Source organism: Streptomyces sp. NPDC020490 (genome assembly GCF_044335305.1).
Classification (GTDB): Bacteria; Actinomycetota; Actinomycetes; order Streptomycetales; family Streptomycetaceae; genus Streptomyces.
Genome location: NZ_JBIRUY010000008.1, coordinates 152,279 through 174,839 on the forward strand (window position 1 = coordinate 152,279; position 22,561 = coordinate 174,839).

The window sequence follows — 22,561 nt, forward strand, 5'->3', positions numbered from 1 at the left end:
GACATCGGATCGCCCCCTGCTCGAGGCAGTGGGCGGAGAGGCAAGGACAGGGGCGATGGGAGAGATCTTCGCGGGACTGCCGTGGTGGGTGAAGTGGGTAGCGGTGCCGGTCATCGCCCTGGTCGTGTTCGGTGGGCTGATAGCCAGCGTCGTGGGCTTCGTCATCGGGCTGTTGTTCAAGGTGCTGGTCTTCGTGGCGCTGGTGGGCGGACTGGTCTACGTGGTGCGCAAGTTCACGTCGAGTTCCTCGTCGCGCGGCGACTGGTGAGGGCATCGGGAGCCGGTGAGCGGTAACAGGAATCACCGGTTCCCTCGCGCGAGGGAAGTTTCCCCGGCAGGCGGTCCGCAAGCGGTGGCGGGCGGTTAGAGTCCGGAACTCGACGCGGGGCCACCCCGCGAACGGCGCACACCCCCTCCCCGTGTTCCCCCGCACGGGCTCCCCCTCGCGCTTCGGGAGTGACCCTTGGCCACGGCAGACACCGCACTCAATGACCCCCACGCATCACCGGCTGCGGACCGGCCGGCCGTGCCTTCCTCCGCGCACCGCGTCCGGCCCCCGGAACAGCCGGGCCCCGCCGGGCAGGATCGCTCGACGGCACATCCGCCGCCGCGAACGCCCTCGCAGCTGCCACGGACGCCGACGCAGCCTCGACGGCCCCCCTCACAGCCCCCACGGACACCGACGCAGCCCCCACGGACCACGTCTCGGCCCCCACGGACTCCCTCGCCCCCCTCACAGGCTCACCCACAGACCCCCTCACCGAACTCCTCCCCGGTGCCCGTCGCGCCGCACCCCGCGGCGTCCGACGCGCCGTCGCAGTCGGGCACCCTCATCGGGTCCGTCCAGCGCGCGCTGCGCCTGCTGGAACGCGTCGCCGAGCACGAGCAGGGAGCCCCCGCCAAGCAACTGGCCCGCGAGACCGGTCTGGCGCTGCCCACGGCCTACCACCTGCTGCGCACCCTGGTGCACGAGGGCTATCTGCGCCGTGACAGAGGCCTGTTCTTCCTCGGGGAGGCGGCCGAGCGGCTGGGCGGCAGCAGAGCCGAGCAGAAACGTCGCAGCACGGTCGCCGAGGCGCTGGCCCGCTGTCACGACGCCATCGGCGTCCCCGTGTACTACGCCGTCTACCAGGACGGTGAGATCGAGATCCTGGGCGTCTCGGACAGCCCGGAAAATCCGGCGGTGGAGGAGTGGGCCGACTTCCGCGAGACCGGGCACGCGCACGCGATCGGCCAGTGCCTGCTCGCCCAGTTGGACGAGGACGCCCGTCGCGACCACCTCGAGCGTTACCCCGTGCAGCCCATCACCCCGTACACGGTGCGCGACAACCAGACCCTGCTCCGCAGACTGGAACGCATCGGTCGCAGGCAGCCGGTGACGGAACGGCAGGAGTACGCCCTCGGCACGGTCTGCGCGGCTGTTCCGCTCACCGTGGGCACGACCGTCGCGACGATGGCCATCTCGATGCCGTGCGATCAGGCCGATCGGCTGGAGTCGGCCGCGCAGCAACTGCAGAGCGAAGTGGGCCGGTTGCTGAGGTCTCTGGGCCGGTCTATCAGTATCTGAAAACTCACTCCTTGTGATCTGGTGTACACGTTGAGCAAGATGCCTGCAGGGTCAGGGGATCATTCCCGGCCAGTCGGCGTCACAAGACGGGGTAGGCGATGCGCGAGTCCGTACAGGCAGAGGTCATGATGAGCTTTCTCGTGTCCGAGGAGCTCTCCTTCCGCATCCCGGTGGAGCTGCGTTACGAGACGTACGATCCCTACGCCGTGCGGCTGACCTTCCATCTGCCGGGTGATGCCCCGGTGACCTGGGCGTTCGGCCGGGAACTGATGATCGACGGGGTGGGGAGGCCCTGCGGTGACGGCGATGTGCGCATCTCGCCCGCCGACCCGGAGTCGCTGAGCGATGTCCTGATCCGGCTTCAGGTCGGCCGGGACCAGGCGCTGTTCCGCTCGTCGACGGCGCCGCTCATCGCCTTCCTCGACCGCACCGACAAACTGGTGCCGCTCGGCCAGGAAGGTTCGCTCGCCGACTTCGACGCCCACCTCGACGAGGCGCTGGACCGCATCCTGGCAGAACAGAGCGCGGGCTGAGGCGCTACGGCGGAGGCACGGCGCACCGAGTCGGCGGAACGCTCCGACATGGGCCAGGACACTGTGCAGGAACGCTTCTCCTGACCGAGTGTCGGGGAAGCGACAGTCGCCCGTCCCGCCGGCTCGTGGACCTCACAGCTCTCGGCGGCCACCGCCGGCCCGGGAGCCCCACGAGTCCGGCCCCGAGCCCGTTCTCAGCGCTTGCGGCGCCTGCCCCTCCCCGTGCCGGAGCGTGCCTGGGCCGGAGCCGCGCCGGCCGTCGCCCCCTCCGGTCCCCGACGGTCCGCGGAGACGACCAGGGCGGCGAGAGCCGTGGTGACCGGGACCGAGGCGACCAGCCCGATCGAGCCCACCAGTGTGCGCACGATCTCCTCCGTGACCAGCTCGCTGTTGGCGACGGTGCCCACGCTGCTCTGCGCGATGGAGAAGAGCAGCAGCAACGGCAGCGCGGCGCCCGCGTAGGCGAGGACGAGCGTGTTGACGACCGACGCGATGTGATCGCGGCCGATGCGGATGCCCGCGCGGTACAGCCCGCGCCAGCCCATCGAGGGGTTGGCCTCGTGCAGTTCCCACACGGCCGAGGTCTGCGTGACCGTCACGTCGTCGAGGACACCGAGGGAGCCGATGATGACGCCGGCCAGCAGCAGACCGCTCATGTCGATCGACGGATACAGGCCGTGGATCAGACCGGTGTTGTCGTCCGTGTTGCCGGTGAGCGCGGCCCATCCGATGAACACCGAGCCCAGGACGCCGATCAGCAGCAGCGAGAGCAGTGTGCCCAGGACCGCCACGGACGTACGGGCCGACAGGCCGTGACACATGTACAGGGCGATCAGCATGATGGCACTGGACCCGACCACCGCCACGACCAGCGGATTCGAGCCTTCCAGGATCGCCGGAAGGATGAAGAGGGTCAGCACCAGGAAGCTCACGGCCAGCGCGATCAGCGCCATGACGCCCCGCATCCGGCCCACCACCACGACGGCCAGCGCGAAGACGCCGGCCAGCAGGGCCATGGGGAACCTGCGGTCGACGTCGGTGACCGCGTACTGCAGTTCCCTGGGCGCCGAGGGCTCGTAGGCGACCACGACCTTCTGCCCCTGGTGCAGTTGCCGCGACTGGTCCGGCTGCACGATCTCGGTGAACGTCCGGCCCTTGTCCTTGCCGGTGTCGACGCGGATGGTGGCCTTGTGGCAGGTGCCGTCCGCTTGCTGCTGGGCCGAGGAGCCCTCGGCGGTCGACGTGTCGCCGGTCGGCGTGCTGCCCGGGGCGTTCACCGACTTGCAGCTCACGTTCATCACCTGGACGACCGTCGCCTGCTGGGTCTGCCGGTCGAAGCCGACGCCGGTGCGCTCGTGCGACGGTGCGCCGCCGGGCCACAGCACCGCGAGCCCGACCAGCACGGCCGCGGCGAAGGGAATCAGGACCGCGGCGATGACCTTGCGCAGGTGCCGGGAGACGGGCGCGGCGGGGCCGTGGCTGTGCGAGTGACCGTGTCCGCCTCCGACCCCTGACCCGTGGCCGTGCCCCTGCCCCTGCCCCTGCCCCTGATCGTGCCCATGCCCATGCCCGTGGCCATGATCGGGGCCGTCTCCACGGCCGTGATCGCCGTCGTGTCGGTGCGGCGGCCCGGGTGACGGCCCGGGTGACGGCGATGGCGGACCAGGTGGCGGATCGGGTGGCGGAAACGGGTACTGCGGTGTCGTGGTCACCGCCCGATCATCGCAAGGACGGCAGGGGGCCTCTGTTCACCGCGCCCGAGTTGACGCTAGCGTGGAGGTACCTTTTGTACACGCGGGAGCTCGGAGCACCGGGCTGAGAGGGCGCTGACCTCCGTCCCAGCGATGTTTCACGTGGAACGTCACCGGAGTCGAGTGATGTTGCACACGGAACGTCGACCGACGGAAACCGCTGCGTCGACCGCCGAACCTGTTACCGGGTAATGCCGGCGTAGGGAGTAGGTCTCATGACCAGCAAGGACGCACGCACGCCTGCCTCCGATCAGATCGACGGGGAGGCCGGGTCATCCATCGGCTGGCACAAGGCGTACGTCGAGGGCTCACGCCCCGATCTGCGGGTGCCGGTCCGTCAGGTGCATCTCACCAACGGGCAGTCGGTCACGCTGTACGACACATCGGGCCCGTACACCGATCCGCTCGTCGACACCGATGTCCGCAGGGGCCTGCCGCCGCTGCGGGAGAACTGGATCGTCGCCCGCGGCGACACGGAGGAGTACACGGGCCGCCCCGTACGCCCCGAGGACGACGGGATCAAGCACACCTCGCCGCGCGGCGGACTGCGCAATCTCGACGCCGTCTTCCCGGGGCGGCCGCGCCAGCCGCGCCGCGGCCGGGACGGCAGGGCGGTCACCCAGCTCGCGTACGCGCGCCGGGGTGAGATCACGCCGGAGATGGAGTACGTGGCGATCCGGGAGAACGTCTCCGCCGAGGTGGTCCGTGAGGAGATCGCCGCGGGGCGCGCGGTGCTGCCCGCGAACGTCAACCACCCGGAGATCGAGCCGATGATCATCGGCAAGCGGTTCCTGGTGAAGGTCAACGCCAACATCGGCAACTCCGCGGTCACCTCCTCCATCGAGGAGGAGGTCGAGAAGATGACCTGGGCGACCCGCTGGGGCGCCGACACGGTCATGGACCTCTCCACCGGCCGCAACATCCACACCACCCGCGAGTGGGTGCTGCGCAACTCCCCCGTCCCCATCGGCACCGTGCCGCTGTACCAGGCCCTGGAGAAGGTCGACGGCAAGGCCGAGGAACTGACCTGGGAGATCTACAAGGACACCGTCATCGAGCAGGCCGAGCAGGGCGTCGACTACATGACGGTCCACGCGGGTGTGCGCCTGCCGTACGTGCCGCTCACGGCGAACCGCAAGACCGGCATCGTCTCGCGCGGCGGCTCGATCATGGCCGCGTGGTGCCTCGCGCACCACAAGGAGAGCTTCCTGTACGAGAACTTCGAGGAACTCTGCGAGATCCTCGCCGCCTACGACGTCACGTACTCGCTGGGTGACGGCCTCCGGCCGGGTTCGATCGCGGACGCCAACGACGAGGCGCAGTTCGCGGAGTTGCGCACGCTCGGGGAACTCAACCGGATCGCGAAGCGCTTCCACGTCCAGACCATGATCGAGGGCCCGGGACACGTCCCGATGCACAAGATCAAGGAGAACATCGACCTCCAGCAGGAGATCTGCGACGAAGCCCCGTTCTACACGCTCGGCCCGCTGACGACGGACATCGCGCCGGCCTACGACCACATCACCTCCGGCATCGGCGCCGCGATGATCGCCTGGTGGGGCACGGCCATGCTCTGCTACGTCACCCCCAAGGAACACCTGGGCCTGCCCAACCGCGACGACGTCAAGACCGGCGTCATCACCTACAAGATCGCCGCCCACGCGGCCGACCTCGCCAAGGGGCACCCGGGTGCGCAGGAGTGGGACGACGCGCTGTCCGACGCCCGCTTCGAGTTCCGGTGGGAGGACCAGTTCAACCTCGCCCTCGACCCGGACACGGCACGGGAGTTCCACGACGAGACCCTGCCGGCGGAGCCCGCCAAGACCGCCCACTTCTGCTCGATGTGCGGGCCGAAGTTCTGCTCGATGAAGATCAGTCAGAGCATCGCGGAGCGGTTCGGCGGTGACGTGGCCGAGGGGGCGTCGCCCGAGGAGGTCGCCGAGGGGATGCTGCAGAAGTCGAAGGAGTTCGCGGCGAACGGGAACCGGGTGTACCTGCCGATCGCCGACTGACCCGCGGGCGCCCGCAGCCGCCGCGCGACCGTTCGTTGTGGTCGTCGTGATCGTTGTGGTCGTGCGGCCCGCGTGTGTGAGCGCGGGCCGCACCGAGCGCGGGCCGCACCGACGCCCCTGCGTGAGGCAGAGACCCCGCACCGGGTAACGGTAGGAACACGAAGCCGCTCGGCGTCGTCAAGATCCTTACTGTCTTCCGTGTGGATGGGATCGATGTAGCCAACGGAGTCGCGGGCGCCGTCATCGGCATGGTGTTCGCCGTGCTGTTCCAGCAGCCGTTGCAGGACGCCTGGTACCGCCTGCGCAGACGCTCGGCCGGCGCGATCCGCGCCCTGGCGCGTGGGAACGAGTCGGGACCCGCCTGGCGCGCGTTCTCACTCGGGCCCCTGCACACCTCAGCCCTGATCGTCGAGGGGGACGGAACGTCTCCGATACCGTCCGAGACGATCCACATCCACGTGCTCGACGGCGAGGTGGAGCTGCCGCCGGACATGGTCCCCTGGCGAGCGGAGATCGCGGAGCAGAGCGAGAGCCTGCGAGCGGAGGGACGCGCACCTCTGTGGAACGGACCCCGTTACGCGGTCGAATCGTTCGACCTGTCGCGTACCGCTCTGGACGAGACGCCCGAAGTCCACCTGCGGCTCAGGCCGACCGACTACTACACGTTCCTGGCCGCCCAGCAACTCGACCGCCGGCTGCCGGACGGCACGACACCCCGCTCCCGCTACCTGGACCCGGACCGGCCGCTCGAGGCGCCTGACTTCCTCCAGTGCAGCTTCGCCGTCAACATCGCCGTCGTCACCGCCGACGACATGCTGGTGGTGAGCCGGCGCAGCGACCGGGTGCGCATGGCGCCGGGCGTCTGGAACTCCTCCGTCAACGAGGGCCTCTCCCGCCACATCGACTCGTCGGGCAGGAACGCGCCGGACCTGCACTCCGTGGCCCGGCGGGGGATGCGGGAAGAGCTGTCCCTGGAGCCGCACGAGTACACGCTCGACCTCCTGGCGTTCGTGCTCGACGTCGACAAACGCCACTGGAGCGCTCACTTCCACGCCAGGCTGACGCAGCTCAGGAGCGCGGACCTCCAGGCCCGCATGAGCAGGGGCGTCGCGGACCGCTGGGAGCACCAGACCATCGACTACGTGCCCTTCAACCCGGCAACGGTGATCAAGTACCTGATGCGGGACGACCGCGTCCACCGGTGGGCGCCCTTGGCACCGGCGCTGTTCCACCTCTCTCTCGTGCATGCCTACGGCCGTACGCCGGTGGAACGGGCCGAGGCGCAGATCATCAGGCGTCTGTAGGCGCGGCATGCGCGCCCCCGGGGTCCGGAGGGCGCAGGCTGCGTGCGTCAGCCCTGGTCACTCCGGCCGGTGTTCCGGGCCTCCGAAGTCCGGGCTGGTGTAGTCCGGGCTCGTGAAGCTCGGGCGCGGGCCGGCGGCCGGGCCGTCGCCCGGGCTGCTGAACCCCGGGCGGTCGTAGCCGAGTTGTGGCATGCGGCCGCTCGGCGTGGGCTGTGCCGTCCGCCGGAGTACGGCAGCGGTGGAGGGATCCTCGAGCGCCTCCCGCAGGAACGGGAGGATGCCGCGTTCCAGCAGGGCCTCGCGCCAGGCTTCCCTGGCCCGGAACACCTCCGCGCCCGACTCCCCGTAGGACCCGGCGTCGAACGACGGCCTGTTGCGCAGGGCGGTGAGCAGGAGCCCGACGGCGGCGACGAGGATGGCGACCGCGGTCATGGCACCGAACACCCACCCGGCGGTGAGCAGGGTCCTGCCGAACGCCTTGTGGGGGGCGAACGACTTGATGACGTAGCCGACGAGCAGGAAGATCGCCGCTGCTGTTCCGGCGAGGACGGGGGTCAGGACGGCGGCGACGGCGACGGCGCCCGCGCCGGCCGCCTCGTCGGTCTCGGCTGTCCCGCCGAGCGTGGTGGCGAGCCCCAGCCCGCCCGTGCCCGGCTCGTCCGGGCCGGATGCGTGGGCGGACGACGGGGTGGGCGGCGCCGGCCGGCGCAGTTCCTCGCGGACCTTCACGTAGTGCTGGTACTCGGCCGCCGCGGCGGCCGTGATGAGCGCGGTGGCGTTCAGCGCCATGGTGCGCAGCTGTTCGGAGTTGAGCCGCTGTCCCACAGCGGCGAGTTCCGGGCGGTGTGGTGCCAGGCGCAGCGCCTCATCGAGGATCCGCTCGTATTCCTGGCGGTCCTCGCTCAGCAGGTGCTGCGGAATGCTGTTCATGTGCATCCCCCGATGCTCCGTAGGGCTTGGGGCTCGCATGCCAACGAGCCGTCGGGCAGAAACGGAGGGGAGCCTGCTACGGATAAGCCGATGGTAGAGCGGTGGGGGCGCGCGGTGACAGGGGGTTTCCGGAAATTGGGCCCTGGCCTGCGCTGTTGGGAGCGCTCCCGGCGAGCGGGGGCGCCTGCCCGGTGAACGCTCAGGCCTCCAGCGGAAGCTGCTGGACCAGCAGTTTTCCGGCCATGGTCACTCCGCCGTCCATGGCGATGGCCAGTCCGTCGGCGTAGACGTGCGGTCCCTCGACCACCGGACCGCTGTCGTCCCCGCCGTCCTCGGAGCCGACCTGGCCGAGCAGATAAGGGATGGGGCTGTGGCCGTGAACGATACGGGTGCCGCCGTACGTATCCAGCAGGGAGCGGACATGGTCGGCGCCGCCCTCGTCGCGGAAGGAGAAGCGCTTGGTGAACTTGCGGAAGAGGTCCCAGCACTCGTCGGCGTCGTTGCGCGTGAGCGTCTCGCGGACGGTGTCGTTGACCGCTTCGATCGAGTCGCCGTAGTCGAGGTAGGCGGTGGTGTCGGAGTGGACGAGCAGATAGCCGTCGACCTCCTCGACGGCGTCGAGGCGGGCCATCCACTGCAGGTGGTGGTCCTGGAGGCGGTCCATGTCGGTCTTCTGGCCGCCGTTGAGCAGCCAGGCCGCCTGGAAGGTGGCCGTGCCCGCGCCGGAGTTGACGGGGGTGTCGCCGAACCGCTTGGCGCCCAGCAGCAGCAGCTCGTGGTTGCCCATGAGGGCCTTGCAGTAGCCGCCGGCCGCGGCGGCCTCGGCGGACAGCCGCATCACGAGGTCGATGACGCCGATGCCGTCGGGGCCGCGGTCGGTGAAGTCGCCGAGGAACCACAGTCGGGCGGTGCCCGCGCTCCAGTGGCTCGCCGCGTCGATGAGGCCCTTCTCCCGCAGGGCGGCCACCAGTTCGTCGAGGTAGCCGTGCACGTCTCCGACGACGTACAGCGGTCCCGGCCCGTCGGTGTGCGGCGGGGCGGGCGCGGGAGTCGGGGCGATGATCACCTGGAGCGTGTCACCGCGCTTGATGACGGGCAGGTCGCGCTCGGTGGGCGTGTAGCCCTCCGGGTGGGCGGCCTCGTGGGGCGGGACGACATCGCCGGGGTGCGCGCTGTGGCCGTACGGACCGGTCTCGTGGACGTACGCCGGTACCCGGAAGTCGCGCAGCGTCGCCGTCCGCTCCACCTCGGGTCCCTGACCGGCCCCCTGAGTCATCAGACCCCTCCACCATCGCGCCGCATCTGCACCGCTTCGGACTGCCTGGTCGCAGCGGCCCGCGGTGTCGTGGGCCCATCATAGGAACGCGGATCGCGCCATGTGATGACCCAGGGGTGCTCAATCGGAACAAGAGTCCTGCTCACTGTGGCTTTCGCCCCGGTTGGGCAGGGCTTCGACCGTCTGCCGACCGTACCTCTTCTACTCCTCCTCGGGCGACCGCGGCGGGCTGACCGTCGTCCGCTGCGGGCGTCGCTGCGAGGAGGTGCGCACGATCAACTCGGTCGGTATCACCTGCTCGACCGGTTGGTCCGATTCGACCCCCTCGATCGCGTCGATGAGAAGCTGCACCACGGCCGTGCCGATCCGGCGCGGTTTCAGCGACAGCGTGGTGATGGGGGGCTCGGTGTTGGCGTACACGGTGGACTCGCTGCAGCAGACGAGAAGCAGGTCGTCCGGTACCCGCAGCCCGTAACGACGGGCGGCGGCGAGCAGATCGGTGCCGTTGGGGTCGAACAGGCCGTAGACGGCGTCGGGCCGGTCGGGGCGGGCGAGCAGCCGGTCGGCGGCGACCGCGCCCGCGCACGGGTCGTGCGCCGGGTAGGCCTCGTACACCGGGTCCTGGCCGACGCGCTCGCACCAGCGCAGGTACGCCGTGGTCGACAGGTGGGTGTAGGTGTCCGTGGTAGTGCCCGTCAGCAGGCCGATGCGGCGGGCGCCGGCGTCGGCCAGGTGGTCGAGGATGCCGAGGACGGCGGCCTCGTGGTCGTTGTCGACCCAGGCGGTGACCGGGAGCGCGCCGGCCGGGCGGCCGTCGGAGACGACCGGTAAGCCCTGCCGGACCAGCTCGCTGACGACCGGGTCCTGGTCGGAGGGGTCGATGACGACCGTGCCGTCCAGGGCGACGTTCGACCACACGTCGTGCCGCGAGGTCGCGGGCAGGATGACGAGCGCGTAGCCGCGGGCGAGCGCGGCGGAGGTGGCGGCGCGGGCCATCTCGGCGAAGTAGGCGAACTCGGTGAAGGTGAAAGGTTCATCCCCGTACGTCGTCACGGTCAGACCGATCAGGCCGGACTTGCCGGTACGGAGGGTCCGGGCGGCGGCCGAGGGGCGGTAGCCCAGCCGGTCGGCGACCTCGCGCACATGGCGCCGGGTGGCGTCCGGGAGCCTGCCCTTGCCGTTGAGGGCGTCGGAGACGGTCGTGATGGAGACTCCGGCGGCGGCGGCCACGTCTCTGATGCCCGCCCGGCCCGGTCGGCTGCCTCGCCGTGAGGTTTCCGCGCGGCTCACCTGGTGCTTCCCTGCTGCTGTCATGGCGAGCCGATAGTAGGGCTCATGCGGTGGGGTAGGGCGGACGCATATGCACGCGTTGACAGGCACGTTTCTGCATGGTCATTTGCTACTAACGTCCTGTGAAACGAAGCCAGTTGAGCGATTCGATGGCATTACGTGACTTGTCGGCACGCATGAGCCTGCCAAGTCACCGATGTTTCGAAGAGGTCTCAACTCACCTTCACGAGCGATGCGCGCCACGGCGCGAGCCACCGGCGCGTAGATATATGTGACAGCGCCCCTGCTTTCATGGGGATTCGTACGGCAATGCCCGTGATGTCGTCGGAAAGCACGAGGTCAGCGCGCACCTGTACGCAACGGCCCCGAATCCTCATAGTGAGAAGTATTGGATGCCGGTGGTCATGAGGAGGACTGCGGTGAGCGAGACGAGCCCCAAGCTGCGCGCCGAGCTGGAGGGTATCCCCACCTACAAGCCGGGCAAGCCCGCCGCGGCCGGGGGACCGGTGGCCTACAAGCTGTCCTCCAACGAGAACCCCTACCCCCCGCTGCCGGGTGTGATGGAGACCGTGGCGGCCGCCGCCGCCTCCTTCAACCGCTACCCCGACATGGCCTGCACGGGCCTGATGGACGAGCTCGCCGAGCGCTTCGCCGTCCCGCCCTCCCACCTGGCCACCGGCACCGGCTCGGTCGGCGTCGCCCAGCAGCTGGTCCAGGCGACCTCCGGGCCCGGCGACGAGGTCGTCTACGCCTGGCGGTCCTTCGAGGCGTACCCGATCATCACGCAGATCAGCGGCGCGACGTCCGTGCGCGTGCCGCTGACGCCCGGTGACGTGCACGACCTGGACGCGATGGCGGACGCGGTCACCGACCGGACCCGTCTGATCTTCGTCTGCAACCCCAACAACCCCACCGGCACGGTCGTGCGGCGGGCCGAGCTGGAGCGGTTCCTCGACCGGGTGCCCTCCGACGTGCTGGTCGTGCTGGACGAGGCCTACCGCGAGTTCATCCGCGACCCCGAGGTGCCCGACGGCGTGGCGCTCTACCGGGACCGGCCGAACGTCTGCGTCCTGCGGACCTTCTCCAAGGCCTACGGCCTCGCGGGCCTGCGCGTCGGTTTCGCGATCGCGCACGAGCCGGTGGCGGCGGCGCTGCGCAAGACCGCGGTGCCCTTCGGGGTGAGCCAGATCGCGCAGGAGGCGGCCATCGCCTCGCTGCGCGCCGAGGACGAACTGATCGGCCGGGTCGGCTCGCTGGTGTGCGAGCGCACGCGCGTGGTCGACGCGCTGCGCGCCCAGGGCTGGACGGTGCCCGAGACCCAGGCCAACTTCGTGTGGCTGCGGCTGGGGGAGCGCACGGCCGCCTTCGCGGCGGCGTGCGAGCGGGCGGGCGTCGTCGTGCGGCCGTTCCCGGGCGAGGGTGTGCGGGTGACGATCGGGGAGACCGAGGCGAACGACATCTTCCTGAAGGTGACGGAAGGGTTCCGCAAGGAGCTGTAGCCCCCGTCTTGACGCGGGCCCGTGCGGCAACCAGGGCCTGTCCGGCAGATCCGCCGGACAGGCCCTGGTTGCGCCGGCCGCACGGGCCGAGAGGAACCTCACAGGCGGGCGGCGCGGCCCGCCCGCGGCTCGCCGCCGACCCCGCGTCGACCCTCCGTGAGCAGCCCTTTCGCCGCCATGGGCTGGGCGGCCCTGTCCATGGGGGGCCGGTCGGTCGGACCCAGGGACCCCCCGCCCATCCACGTCCGAACGGGTATGCGTCATAATTCCTTGTGAATGTGAACGCGTTCACAAACGTGTCCCGGTTGCTCCGTTTCTGCGCCTTTGCCCTGGAGCAAACTGCCGCTTGTGACCACGGCCACGTAAGGAGACCACGACGTGGAAATGGCTTTGGCGCCGGAGACACTGGCGCGCTGGCAGTTCGGTATCACCACCGTCTACCACTTCCTCTTCGTCCCCCTGACGATCTCGCTCGCCGCCCTCACCGCCGGCCTGCAGACCGCCTGGGTGCGCACGGACAAGGAGAAGTACCTCAGGGCGACGAAGTTCTGGGGCAAGCTCTTTTTGATCAACATCGCGATGGGCGTGGTCACCGGCATCGTGCAGGAGTTCCAGTTCGGCATGAACTGGTCCGACTACTCACGCTTCGTCGGCGACATCTTCGGCGCCCCTCTCGCCTTCGAGGCGCTCATCGCCTTCTTCTTCGAGTCCACCTTCATCGGTCTGTGGATCTTCGGCTGGGACAAGCTGCCGAAGAAGCTGCACCTGGCCACCATCTGGATGACCGCGATCGGCACGATCCTGTCGGCGTACTTCATCCTCGCGGCCAACTCGTGGATGCAGCACCCCGTCGGCTACAAGATCAACCAGGCCAAGGGCCGTGCCGAACTCACCGACTTCTGGCACGTCCTGACCCAGAACACCGCACTCACCCAGGTCTTCCACACGCTGTCCGCGGCCTTCCTGACCGGTGGCGCCTTCATGGTCGGCATCGCCGCCTGGCACCTGTTCCGCAAGAATCACGTGGCCGTGATGAAGACCTCGCTGCGGCTGGGCCTGGTCACCGTCGTCATCGCGGGTCTGCTCACCGCGGTCAGCGGCGACTTCCTCGGCAAGGTCATGTTCAAGCAGCAGCCGATGAAGATGGCCGCCGCCGAGGCACTGTGGGACGGGCAGGACTCGGCGCCGTTCTCGGTCTTCGCCGTCGGTGACGTGGACAAGGGCCACAACAAGGTGGCCATCGAGGTGCCGGGACTCCTGTCCTACCTCGCCGACAGCAATTTCACCTCGCACGTCCCCGGCATCAACGACGTCAACAAGGCCGAGCAGCAGAAGTACGGGCCGGGTGACTACCGTCCGGTCATCCCCGTCACCTACTGGGGCTTCCGCTGGATGATCGGTTTCGGCATGGCGTCCTTCGCCATCGGCCTGGCCGGCCTGTGGCTGACCCGCAAGAAGTTGATGCTGCCGCAGCACCTGCGCGTCGGTGAGGACGAGGTGCCGCATCTGGTCCTGTTCAAGAACAAGGCGCTCGACCCCAGGATCGGCAAGCTGTACTGGCTCGCGGCGATCTGGACCCTGGGCTTCCCGCTGCTCGCCAACTCCTGGGGCTGGATCTTCACCGAGATGGGCCGCCAGCCGTGGGCCGTCTTCGGTGTCCTGCAGACCAGCAGCGCCGTCTCCCCCGGCGTCTCGCAGGGCGAGGTCCTCACCTCGATGATCGTCTTCACCGTGCTCTACGCCGTCCTCGCCGTCGTCGAGGTCAAGCTCCTGGCGAAGTACGTCAAGGCCGGCCCGCCCGAGCTCACCGAGGCCGACCTCAATCCGCCCACGAAGATCGGCGGCGACACCCGTGACGCCGACAAGCCGATGGCCTTCTCGTACTAGGCCGAGGAGCTGAAGTCATGCACCTTCACGACGTCTGGTTCATCCTCATCGCCGTCCTGTGGATCGGCTACTTCTTCCTCGAGGGCTTCGACTTCGGGGTCGGCATCCTCACCAAGCTGCTCGCCCGCGACCGGCCCGAGCGGCGGGTGCTCATCAACACCATCGGCCCCGTCTGGGACGGCAACGAGGTCTGGCTGCTCACGGCGGGCGGCGCGACCTTCGCCGCCTTCCCCGAGTGGTACGCCACGCTGTTCTCCGGCTTCTACCTGCCCCTGCTGATCATCCTGGTCTGCCTGATCGTGCGGGGCGTCGCCTTCGAGTACCGGGCGAAGCGGCCCGAGGAGAACTGGCAGCGTAACTGGGAGAACGCGATCTTCTGGACCTCGCTGATACCCGCGCTGCTGTGGGGCGTGGCCTTCGGCAACATCGTGCGGGGCGTCAAGATCGACCAGAGCGGCGAATACGTCGGCACCTTCTGGGATCTGCTCAACCCGTACGCCCTGCTCGGCGGAGTGGTGACGCTCACGCTGTTCACCTTCCACGGAGCGGTGTTCACGGCGCTCAAGACGCTCGGGGACATCCGGGAGCGGGCGCGCAAGCTGGCCCTGCGGGTCGGTCTCGCCACCGCCGTGTCGGCACTGGTCTTCCTGCTGTGGACGCAGATCGACGGCGGGGACGGCAAGAGCCTGGTCGCGCTGGTCGTGGCGGTCGCCGCGCTGGTCGCCGCCCTCGTGGCGAACCAGGCCGGGCGTGAAGGATGGTCGTTCGCCCTCTCCGGAGTCACCATCGTGGCGGCGGTGGCGATGCTCTTCCTGACGCTCTTCCCGAACGTCATGCCGTCCTCGCTCAACAGCGACTGGAGCCTCACGGTCACCAACGCCTCGTCGAGCCCGTACACCCTGAAGATCATGACCTGGTGCGCGGGGATCGCCACGCCGATCGTGCTGCTCTACCAGGGCTGGACCTACTGGGTGTTCCGCAAGCGGATCGGTACGCAGCACATCGCCGCCGACACTGCCGCCGGAGCTGTGCACTGAATCTGCCGGGGAGGGTGTTTCACGATGATCCGTCACGTTTCACGTGAAACACCCTCCCTGAACCGAAGGGCATGTTTCACGTGAAACCGATCGATCCCCGACTCCTTCAGTACGCCCGCGCCACCCGCTTCTTCCTGATGGCGGTCGTCGGCCTGGGCGCCGTCGGTGCCGGGCTGGTCATCGCGCAGGCGATGCTCATCGCCGAGACGGTGGTGGGCGCCTTCCAGCACGGCATGTCCGTCGCCGAACTCCGTACTCCCCTGCTGTTGCTGGCGGCCGTGGCGTGCGGGCGGGCGCTGATGTCCTGGCTCACCGAACTCGCCGCGCACCGCGCGAGCGCGGCGGTGAAGTCGGAACTGCGCGGGCGGCTGCTGGAGCGCAGTGCCGAGTTGGGCCCCGGCTGGCTCGGCGGGCAGCGGACCGGATCGCTCGTCGCCCTGGCCACCCGCGGTGTCGACGCCCTCGACGACTACTTCTCGCGCTACCTGCCGCAACTGGGGCTGGCGGTGGTCGTGCCGGTGGCGGTGCTGGCGCGGATCGTCACCGAGGACTGGGTCTCGGCGGCCACCATCGTCGCGACGCTGCCCCTCATCCCCGTCTTCATGGCCCTCATCGGATGGGCCACCCAGTCCCGGATGGACCGTCAGTGGCGGCTGCTGTCCCGGCTGTCCGGGCACTTCCTGGACGTCGTCGCCGGCCTGCCCACGCTGAAGGTGTTCGGGCGGGCCAAGGCGCAGGCCGAGTCGATCCGGCGCATCACCGGCGAGTACCGGCAGGCCACCATGCGCACCCTGCGGATCGCCTTCCTCTCCTCCTTCGCTCTGGAACTGCTGTCGACGCTGTCGGTGGCGCTGGTCGCCGTGACGATCGGCATGCGCCTGGTCCACGGTGAGATGGACCTCTACATCGGCCTGGTCATCCTGGTCCTCGCCCCGGAGGCGTATCTCCCGCTGCGGCAGGTCGGCGTGCGCTACCACGCGGCCGCCGAGGGACTGGCCGCTGCCGAGGAGATCTTCGCGGTCCTGGAGACGCCGGAGCCCGCCTCGGGGAACGGTGCGGTGCCGGAGGGTGCCCTCGCCTTCGAGGGGGTGACCGTCCGCTATCCGGGCCGCGTCGACGACGCCGTCTCGGACGTGTCCTTCGCCGTCGCGCCCGGAGAGACGGTCGCGCTCGTGGGGCCGAGCGGCGCGGGCAAGTCGACGCTGCTGAACGTCCTGCTCGGCTTCGTACGGCCGGCCGAGGGGCGGGTCTCGGTCGGCGGAGCCGACCTCGCCGGCCTCGACCTGGAGCAGTGGCGGTCACGGATCGCGTGGGTGCCCCAGCGCCCGCACCTGTTCGCGGGCACCATCGCGGAGAACGTACGGCTGGCCCGCCCCGACGCCGACGACGCTGCCGTGCGGCGCGCGCTGGAGGACGCCGGGGCGCTGGAGTTCGTGGACGCGTTGCCCGACGGCGCGGCCACGGTGCTCGGCGAGGACGGCGCCGGACTGTCCGCCGGGCAGCGGCAGCGCCTCGCGCTGGCCCGGGCGTTCCTCGCGGACCGGCCCGTGCTGCTGCTCGACGAGCCGACGGCGGCCCTGGACGGAGCCACCGAGGCCGGGATCGTCGAGGCCGTGCGGCGTCTGGCCGTGGGGCGGACGGTGCTGCTGGTGGTGCACCGGCCGGCGCTGCTCGGCGTGGCCGACCGGATCGTGCGGCTTCAGGAGCCGGCCCCCGCCGCTCAGGCGGAGCACACGACGGCCGAGGTGCGCGGCACCGGAGGGACGACGTCCTCCGCCCCCACCGCCCCGCTCGAACCCGAGACGGCGCAGACGCCCGCGGGCAGCCGGAACGTCCTCGCCCGTGTGCGGGCCATGTCCGCGGCGCGCCGCGGACGCCTCTCCCTCGCCCTGCTGCTCGGCAGCCTCGCACTCGGCAGTGCCGTCGGGCTCATGGCCACCTCCGGATGGCTCATCTCCCGGGCCTCGCAGCAGCCGCCGGTGCTGTACCTGATGGTGGCCGTCACGGCCACGCGTACCTTCGGCATCGGGCGCGCCGTGTTCCGCTACGGCGAGCGGCTCGTGTCGCACGACACCGTGCTGCGGATGCTGGCCGACACCCGGGTCGCCGTCTACCGCAGGCTGGAGCGGCTGGCGCCCGCCGGACTGCGGCGGACCCGCCGGGGCGATCTGCTCTCGCGGCTGGTCGCCGACGTGGACGCCCTGCAGGACTACTGGCTGCGCTGGCTGCTGCCCGCGGGCGCCGCGGCCGTCGTGTCCGCCGTGGCCGTCGCCTTCACCGCCTGGCTGCTGCCCGAGGCCGGCGCCGCGCTCGCCGTGGGCCTGCTCGCGGCCGGGGCCGGCGTCCCGCTGGTGACCGGCGCCGTGGCCCGGCGCGCGGAGCGCAGGCTCGCCCCCGCCCGCGGGGTGCTGGCGACGCGGGTGACCGACCTGCTCACCGGCACCGCGGAGCTGACCGTCGCCGGCGCGCTGCCCGCGCGCACCGCCGAGGCGCGGCGGGCCGACGGAACGCTCACCCGGATCGCCTCGCGCGCCGCCACCGCGACCGCGCTCGGCGACGGGCTCACCGCCCTGCTGTCCGGCCTGACGGTCACCGTCGCCGCCCTCGTGGGCGCCCAGGCGGTCGCCGACGGGCGGCTGAACGGCGTGGCCATGGCCGTCGTCGTCCTCACCCCGCTGGCCGCCTTCGAGGCCGTGCTCGGGCTGCCGCTGGCCGTGCAGTACCGGCAGCGGGTGCGCAAGAGCGCGGAGCGCGTGTACGAGGTGCTCGACGCCCCCGAGCCCGTACGGGAACCCGAGCAGCCGCGGCAGGCGCCCGCCTCGCCGTTCCCGCTCGTCGTCCGCGGCCTGGCCGCCCGGCACGCCGGACAGGACCGGGACGCGCTCGCCGGCCTCGACCTGACGCTGGAGCAGGGGCGCCGGATCGCCGTCGTCGGCCCCTCCGGCTCCGGCAAGACGACGCTGGCCCAGGTACTGCTGCGCTTCCTGGACGCGGGCGCCGGTTCGTACACGCTGGCCGGTGTGGACGCGTATGCGCTCGACGGCGACGACGTACGGCGGTTCGTCGGACTGTGCGCCCAGGACGCGCACCTCTTCGACAGCTCCGTGCGCGAGAACCTGCTGCTCGCCAAGAAGGACGCCACCGAGGACGAGCTGCGCGCCGCCCTGAGGCGCGCCCGGCTGCTGGAGTGGGCCGACAGTCTGCCCGAGGGGCTCGACACGCTCGTCGGGGAGCACGGGGCCCGGCTGTCGGGCGGGCAGCGGCAGCGGCTGGCGCTGGCCCGTGCGCTGCTCGCCGACTTCCCGGTCCTGGTCCTCGACGAGCCCGCAGAACACCTCGACCTGCCGACCGCCGACGCGCTCACCGCCGACCTGCTGGCGGCCACCGAGGGCCGCACGACGCTGCTGATCACCCACCGGCTGGCCGGCCTGCGGGCCGTCGACGAGGTCGTGGTGCTGGACGCGGGGCGGGTCGTGCAGCGCGGAGCGTACGCGGAACTGGCCTCCGCGGGCGGGCCGTTGAGCGACATGCTGGAACGCGAGGAGCAGTCGGAGCTGCCGGCGGCAGTGCGGTAGCGGCGGGGCCGGACCGGGCGGGACTGGGCCGTTCGGTCCGGCGGTCCCCCGGGTGCACGACGTGAACAGGCGCCGTGGGACCGTCGCGGGCACGATCGCTGACATGTGCTCACCTCATCGCCGGCCTCTGCTCGTTGTGGCGCTGCTGTGCGCGCTGACGGCGCCCTCGGCGCGGCCGGCCGGCGCGGCGGAGGACGACGGGGCCGGCGACACGGCGATCAGCGCGCGAGTGGCCCGCCTGTACCAGGACGCGGCGGTGGCGACACAGCGCTACGAGAAGGGCCGGCAGGAGGCCGAGGCGCAGCGCGCGCGGACCCGGCGGCTGGAGGCGCTGCTGGAGCGCGAACGGCGGGAACTCGGCGTCCTGCGCGACGGCCTCGGGCGCATCGCCCGCGCCCAGTACCGCAGCGGCGGCGGGCTGCCGCTGACGGCGCAGATCGTTCTCGCGAGGAGCCCGGACGAGCTGATGCGCGGTCAGCACCTCTTCTCCCAGGAGAGCCTGGTGCTCGACAATGCGCTGGACAGGAGCCGCCGGGCCGAGGCCCGGCTCACCGCGGACGAGGCCAGGGCGGCGTCGGCGTGGCGGTCGCTGAGGAAGCGCAGCACCGAACTCGCCGCCATGAAGGGCGCCCTCCAGCGCCTGCTCGAGGAGGCGCGGTGGCAGTTGCAGGGCCGGGCGGACGCGGCGGCCGCCGCGGGCGCCTGCCGGGGCGCGGTCCGCCTCGACCAGCCACCGGCGCGGCCGGCGAGCGCGTGGGTCGCGCCCGTGGCGGACTACGTCCTGTCCGCGGGCTTCGGCAGCGGGGGCACGCGCTGGGCGAACCGGCACACCGGGCAGGACTTCGCGGTCCCCATCGGCACGCCGGTGCGGGCGGTCGGCGCCGGGCGCGTGGTGCGGGTGTCGTGCGGCGGCCCCTTCGGCATGGAGGTCGTCATCGAGCACGCGGGCGGCTACTGGACGCAGTACGCCCACCTCGCCGCCGTCGCCGTCGACCAGGGCGAGCGCGTGACCACCGGGCAGTGGATCGGGCAGTCCGGCACCACGGGCAACTCCACCGGCCCGCACCTGCACCTCGAGGTGCGGGTCACGCCGGAGGCGGGATCGGCGGTGGACCCGGTGCCGTGGCTGACGGCACGAGGAGTGCCCCTGGGCCGGTAGCGCGGGCCGGGACCCGCGCCGCAGGCCCGGACCCGGGCGACAGGGCGGGCTTGGACTACAACCACTCCGCCAGCATCTGCTCGATGACGATCGCCACACCGTCGTCGTTGTTGGCGACCGTCCGGCCCGAGGCCGCGGCGACCACGTCCGGGTGCGCGTTGCCCATCGCGTACGAGCGGCCCGCCCAGGTGAGCATCTCGACGTCGTTCGGCATGTCCCCGAAGGCGACGACCTCCTCGTGCGAGATGCCTCGCTCGGCGCAGCACAGGGCCAGCGTGCTGGCCTTGGAGACGCCGGGGCCGCTGATCTCCAGCAGGGCGCTGGGGCTGGAGCGGGTGACGTTGGCGTGCTCGCCGACGGCGAGGCGGGCGGTGGTCAGGAACCCGTCCGGGTCGAGCTCGGGATGGTAGGCGAGGATCTTCAGCACCGGCTCGGTGGCGGCCGGCCCCTCCGCCGCGAGGATCTCCTCGGCGGGCAGGAGATGGTCCGGGACCTCCATGTGCAGCTTGGGATAGTCCGGCTCCTGGTGGAAGCCGTACGTCTGCTCCACCGCGTACACCGTGCCCGGCGCGGCCTCGCGCAGCAGCTGCACGACGTGCAGCGCGTTGTCCCGGGCCAGGTCGCGCACCGTGACGAACCGGTGGGCGCCGGGGCCGTGGTGCAGGTCGACCACGGCGGCGCCGTTGCCGCAGATCGCCAGGCCGTGGCCGTGGACGTGTTCGCTGACGACGTCCATCCAGCGGGCCGGGCGGCCGGTGACGAAGAAGACCTCGATGCCCGCCTCCCCGGCGGCGGCGAGGGCGGCGACCGTGCGCGGGGAGACCGACTGGTCGTCCCGCAGCAGGGTGCCGTCGAGGTCGGTGGCGATCAGCCGCGGCGGTGCGAGGGCGGCCGGGGGCTCGGGCTGGCGGGTCGCTGAGGTCACCCGCTCATTCTCCCGCATATGCCCGCACGACCGTGCGGGAGACCGCACATGCGAGTGATTTACCGCCGTCGAGCAGACCCGGGAAGACCCCCAGCACCCACCCGGTCAGGCCCCCAGCACCCACTCGGTCAGGCCCCCAGCACCCATCCGGTCAGGCCCTCAGTACCCGGGAAGGGCCGCCCCCGTCATGCTTACCCGGTCGGCCCGAGCTGCGGCGGGGCCTCCATCGCGATCTGCTCGAAGACCTTCTCGTCCGCGGCGAAGTCCGAGTCGGGAACGGGCCAGTGGATCACGATCTCGGTGAAGCCCAGCTCCTGGTGGCGGCCGGCGAAGTCCACGAACGCGTCCAGCGACTCCAGCGGACGGCCACGGTCCGGGGTGAACCCGGTGAGCAGGATCTTGTCCATCCCGGCCGCGTCCCGCCCGATCGCGGCACAGGCGTCGGCCAGCCTCTCGGCCTGTCCCCGAATGGCCTGAACCGACTGTTCGGACGTGCCGCTCTCGTACAGCTTCGGATCGCCGGTGGTCACCCACGCCTGCCCGTACCGTGCGGCCAGGCTCAGCCCGCGCGGCCCGGTCGCGGCCACCGCGAAGGGCAGCCGGGGCCGCTGCACGCAGCCGGGGATGTTGCGCGCCTCGTGCGCCGAGTAGAAGTCGCCCTCGTACGACACCGACTCCTCGGTCAGCAGCCGGTCCAGCAGCGGCACGAACTCGGCGAACCGGTCGGCGCGTTCCCGCGGCGTCCAGGACTCCTGGCCCAGCACCGTGGCGTCGAAGCCCGTGCCGCCTGCCCCGATGCCGAGTGTGACGCGCCCGCCGGAGATGTCGTCGAGGGAGATCAGCTCCTTGGCGAGGGTCACCGGATGCCGGAAGTTCGGCGAGGTCACCAGGGTCCCCAGGCGCATCCGCTCGGTCACGGCCGCGGCCGCGGTGAGCGTCGGCACGGCGCCGAACCACGGCCCGTCCCGGAAGGCGCGCCAGGACAGGTGGTCGTAGGTGTACGCGGCGTGGAAGCCGAGCTGCTCCGCGCGCAGCCATGTCTCACGTGTCCCCTCGTGCCAGCGGCGGTACGGCAGGATCACGGTGCTCAGACGCAGACTCATGCCACGAGCCTATGCGGCCGACCCGGTTTCACGTGAAACAGCCGGTACCGCCCGGGGAAGCATGTGGATCAGCCGGTACCGCCCGGGGAAGCGCGTGAAGCAGTCAGTGCGGCCCGGGGAAGCGCGTGAAGCAGTCAGTGCGGCCCGGGGAAGCGGAGGTAGCGTGGCGGCACGGCCTTCGTCAGCCACACCCCGTTCGCGCTGACGTGGAAGACGTGGCCGTCGCGGTGCATGGCGGCCGCGTCCACGGACAGCACGACCGGCCTGCCGCGGCGGGCGCCCACCCGGCTCGCCGTCTCACGGTCGGGCGAGAGATGCACGTCGTGCCGGTTCATGGGCCGCAGGCCCTCGGCGCGGATCGCGTCCAGATGGCGGGCCACGGTCCCGTGGTAGAGGTACGGCGGCGGGGTCGCCGGATCCAGTCCGAGGTCCACCTCGACGCTGTGGCCCTGGCTGGCACGGATCCGGGTGCCCTCGACGGCGAAGCGCCGCTTGTCGTTCGTGGCGACCACCTGGTCCAGTTCTTCACGGGTGAGGCGGAACCCGTGTGCGGCGGCCGCGGCGATCAGCGCGTCGATCTCGGCCCAGCCGCCCTCGTCGAGCGTCAGCCCGATCCGCTCCGGCTGGTGCCGCAGGTGTTTCGAGAGGTACTTCGACACCTTCACGGTGCGTCTGGCGTCCATGCCGTCAGCGTGCCGGGAGAGACGCGGATC

17 protein-coding genes and 1 riboswitch are annotated in these 22,561 nt (G+C 71.0%); of the genes, 10 read left to right on the top strand and 7 right to left on the bottom strand.

Features of this window, described 5'->3' with window-relative positions:
• Positions 1–55 precede the first annotated feature (55 nt).
• From ACH4ZX_RS11520 to ACH4ZX_RS11530, 3 genes are all read left to right on the top strand, one after another.
• Positions 56–268 carry a DUF5326 family protein gene (locus ACH4ZX_RS11520; RefSeq protein WP_324790132.1) on the top strand — a complete coding sequence of 71 codons (213 nt, stop codon included), beginning with the start codon at positions 56–58 and terminating at the stop codon, positions 266–268.
• A gap of 507 nt (positions 269–775) precedes the next feature.
• Positions 776–1,567, top strand: coding sequence for an IclR family transcriptional regulator (locus ACH4ZX_RS11525; RefSeq protein WP_398271061.1), 792 nt, complete (start codon positions 776–778; stop codon positions 1,565–1,567).
• Between the two features lie 98 nt (positions 1,568–1,665).
• On the top strand, positions 1,666–2,100 hold the full coding sequence (locus tag ACH4ZX_RS11530) for an SsgA family sporulation/cell division regulator (RefSeq protein ID WP_324790134.1): 435 nt from the start codon (positions 1,666–1,668) through the stop codon (positions 2,098–2,100).
• Positions 2,101–2,294: 194 nt separating this feature from the next.
• Here ACH4ZX_RS11530 and ACH4ZX_RS11535 read toward each other — a convergent pair whose 3' ends face one another.
• Complete coding sequence (locus tag ACH4ZX_RS11535; protein WP_398271065.1) at positions 2,295–3,812, bottom strand: YibE/F family protein; 1,518 nt, start codon at positions 3,810–3,812, stop codon at positions 2,295–2,297.
• A gap of 72 nt (positions 3,813–3,884) precedes the next feature.
• A riboswitch (TPP riboswitch) is annotated at positions 3,885–4,074 on the top strand.
• Here ACH4ZX_RS11535 and thiC point away from each other — a divergent pair.
• Entirely contained in the window at positions 4,067–5,863 is a 1,797-nt protein-coding gene (thiC, locus tag ACH4ZX_RS11540; protein WP_398271068.1) for a phosphomethylpyrimidine synthase ThiC, read from the top strand. Its footprint overlaps the riboswitch before it by 8 nt.
• 200 nt (positions 5,864–6,063) lie before the next feature.
• Positions 6,064–7,167 (top strand): hypothetical protein, encoded by a 1,104-nt coding sequence (locus ACH4ZX_RS11545; RefSeq protein ID WP_398271071.1) that lies wholly within the window; start codon positions 6,064–6,066, stop codon positions 7,165–7,167.
• A 57-nt stretch (positions 7,168–7,224) separates the two neighbouring features.
• On the opposite strand, the gene ACH4ZX_RS11550 is transcribed toward ACH4ZX_RS11545, so the two are convergent.
• From ACH4ZX_RS11550 to ACH4ZX_RS11560, 3 genes are all read right to left on the bottom strand, one after another.
• Positions 7,225–8,103 (bottom strand): hypothetical protein, encoded by an 879-nt coding sequence (locus ACH4ZX_RS11550; protein ID WP_398271074.1) that lies wholly within the window; start codon positions 8,101–8,103, stop codon positions 7,225–7,227.
• A gap of 193 nt (positions 8,104–8,296) precedes the next feature.
• Entirely contained in the window at positions 8,297–9,373 is a 1,077-nt protein-coding gene (locus ACH4ZX_RS11555) for a metallophosphoesterase (RefSeq protein WP_398271077.1), read from the bottom strand.
• 201 nt (positions 9,374–9,574) lie between these two features.
• A complete protein-coding gene (locus tag ACH4ZX_RS11560; protein WP_324790139.1) occupies positions 9,575–10,687 on the bottom strand; it encodes a LacI family DNA-binding transcriptional regulator in 1,113 nt (370 codons plus the stop codon).
• A 395-nt stretch (positions 10,688–11,082) separates the two neighbouring features.
• On the opposite strand from ACH4ZX_RS11560, the gene hisC reads away from it, so the two are divergent.
• The 5 genes from hisC to ACH4ZX_RS11585 all read left to right on the top strand — a co-directional run bounded on the left by hisC (position 11,083) and on the right by ACH4ZX_RS11585 (position 19,820).
• Entirely contained in the window at positions 11,083–12,162 is a 1,080-nt protein-coding gene (hisC, locus tag ACH4ZX_RS11565) for a histidinol-phosphate transaminase (RefSeq protein ID WP_398271081.1), read from the top strand.
• Positions 12,163–12,540: 378 nt separating this feature from the next.
• Positions 12,541–14,049, top strand: a complete 1,509-nt coding sequence (locus ACH4ZX_RS11570; RefSeq protein ID WP_398271084.1) for a cytochrome ubiquinol oxidase subunit I — start codon at positions 12,541–12,543, stop codon at positions 14,047–14,049.
• Positions 14,050–14,066: 17 nt separating this feature from the next.
• On the top strand, positions 14,067–15,086 hold the full coding sequence (cydB, locus tag ACH4ZX_RS11575) for a cytochrome d ubiquinol oxidase subunit II (protein ID WP_398271087.1): 1,020 nt from the start codon (positions 14,067–14,069) through the stop codon (positions 15,084–15,086).
• 71 nt (positions 15,087–15,157) lie between these two features.
• Positions 15,158–18,661 (top strand): thiol reductant ABC exporter subunit CydD, encoded by a 3,504-nt coding sequence (gene cydD / locus ACH4ZX_RS11580; RefSeq protein WP_398271091.1) that lies wholly within the window; start codon positions 15,158–15,160, stop codon positions 18,659–18,661.
• A 103-nt stretch (positions 18,662–18,764) separates the two neighbouring features.
• The gene (locus ACH4ZX_RS11585) at positions 18,765–19,820 is read left to right on the top strand and encodes a peptidoglycan DD-metalloendopeptidase family protein (protein ID WP_398271094.1); all 1,056 of its coding nucleotides are present in this window, start codon (positions 18,765–18,767) and stop codon (positions 19,818–19,820) included.
• Between the two features lie 55 nt (positions 19,821–19,875).
• Here ACH4ZX_RS11585 and ACH4ZX_RS11590 read toward each other — a convergent pair whose 3' ends face one another.
• The 3 genes from ACH4ZX_RS11590 to ACH4ZX_RS11600 all read right to left on the bottom strand — a co-directional run bounded on the left by ACH4ZX_RS11590 (position 19,876) and on the right by ACH4ZX_RS11600 (position 22,531).
• Positions 19,876–20,763 carry a Cof-type HAD-IIB family hydrolase gene (locus ACH4ZX_RS11590; RefSeq protein ID WP_398271097.1) on the bottom strand — a complete coding sequence of 296 codons (888 nt, stop codon included), beginning with the start codon at positions 20,761–20,763 and terminating at the stop codon, positions 19,876–19,878.
• 173 nt (positions 20,764–20,936) lie between these two features.
• Positions 20,937–21,848 carry an LLM class flavin-dependent oxidoreductase gene (locus tag ACH4ZX_RS11595; RefSeq protein WP_398271100.1) on the bottom strand — a complete coding sequence of 304 codons (912 nt, stop codon included), beginning with the start codon at positions 21,846–21,848 and terminating at the stop codon, positions 20,937–20,939.
• A 134-nt stretch (positions 21,849–21,982) separates the two neighbouring features.
• Entirely contained in the window at positions 21,983–22,531 is a 549-nt protein-coding gene (locus ACH4ZX_RS11600) for an RNA 2'-phosphotransferase (protein WP_398271103.1), read from the bottom strand.
• Positions 22,532–22,561: the final 30 nt, after the last annotated feature.

Coding starts and splice junctions, on each gene's coding strand:
- ACH4ZX_RS11595 (WP_398271100.1), bottom strand. CDS start 21,848: ATGAGTCTGCGTCTGAGCACCGTGATCCTGCCGTACCGCCGCTGGCAC.
- thiC (WP_398271068.1), top strand. CDS start 4,067: ATGACCAGCAAGGACGCACGCACGCCTGCCTCCGATCAGATCGACGGG.
- ACH4ZX_RS11530 (WP_324790134.1), top strand. CDS start 1,666: ATGCGCGAGTCCGTACAGGCAGAGGTCATGATGAGCTTTCTCGTGTCC.
- ACH4ZX_RS11585 (WP_398271094.1), top strand. CDS start 18,765: ATGTGCTCACCTCATCGCCGGCCTCTGCTCGTTGTGGCGCTGCTGTGC.
- ACH4ZX_RS11560 (WP_324790139.1), bottom strand. CDS start 10,687: ATGACAGCAGCAGGGAAGCACCAGGTGAGCCGCGCGGAAACCTCACGG.
- ACH4ZX_RS11555 (WP_398271077.1), bottom strand. CDS start 9,373: ATGACTCAGGGGGCCGGTCAGGGACCCGAGGTGGAGCGGACGGCGACG.
- ACH4ZX_RS11550 (WP_398271074.1), bottom strand. CDS start 8,103: ATGCACATGAACAGCATTCCGCAGCACCTGCTGAGCGAGGACCGCCAG.
- ACH4ZX_RS11590 (WP_398271097.1), bottom strand. CDS start 20,763: ATGCGGGAGAATGAGCGGGTGACCTCAGCGACCCGCCAGCCCGAGCCC.
- cydD (WP_398271091.1), top strand. CDS start 15,158: ATGTTTCACGTGAAACCGATCGATCCCCGACTCCTTCAGTACGCCCGC.
- ACH4ZX_RS11600 (WP_398271103.1), bottom strand. CDS start 22,531: ATGGACGCCAGACGCACCGTGAAGGTGTCGAAGTACCTCTCGAAACAC.
- cydB (WP_398271087.1), top strand. CDS start 14,067: ATGCACCTTCACGACGTCTGGTTCATCCTCATCGCCGTCCTGTGGATC.
- ACH4ZX_RS11520 (WP_324790132.1), top strand. CDS start 56: ATGGGAGAGATCTTCGCGGGACTGCCGTGGTGGGTGAAGTGGGTAGCG.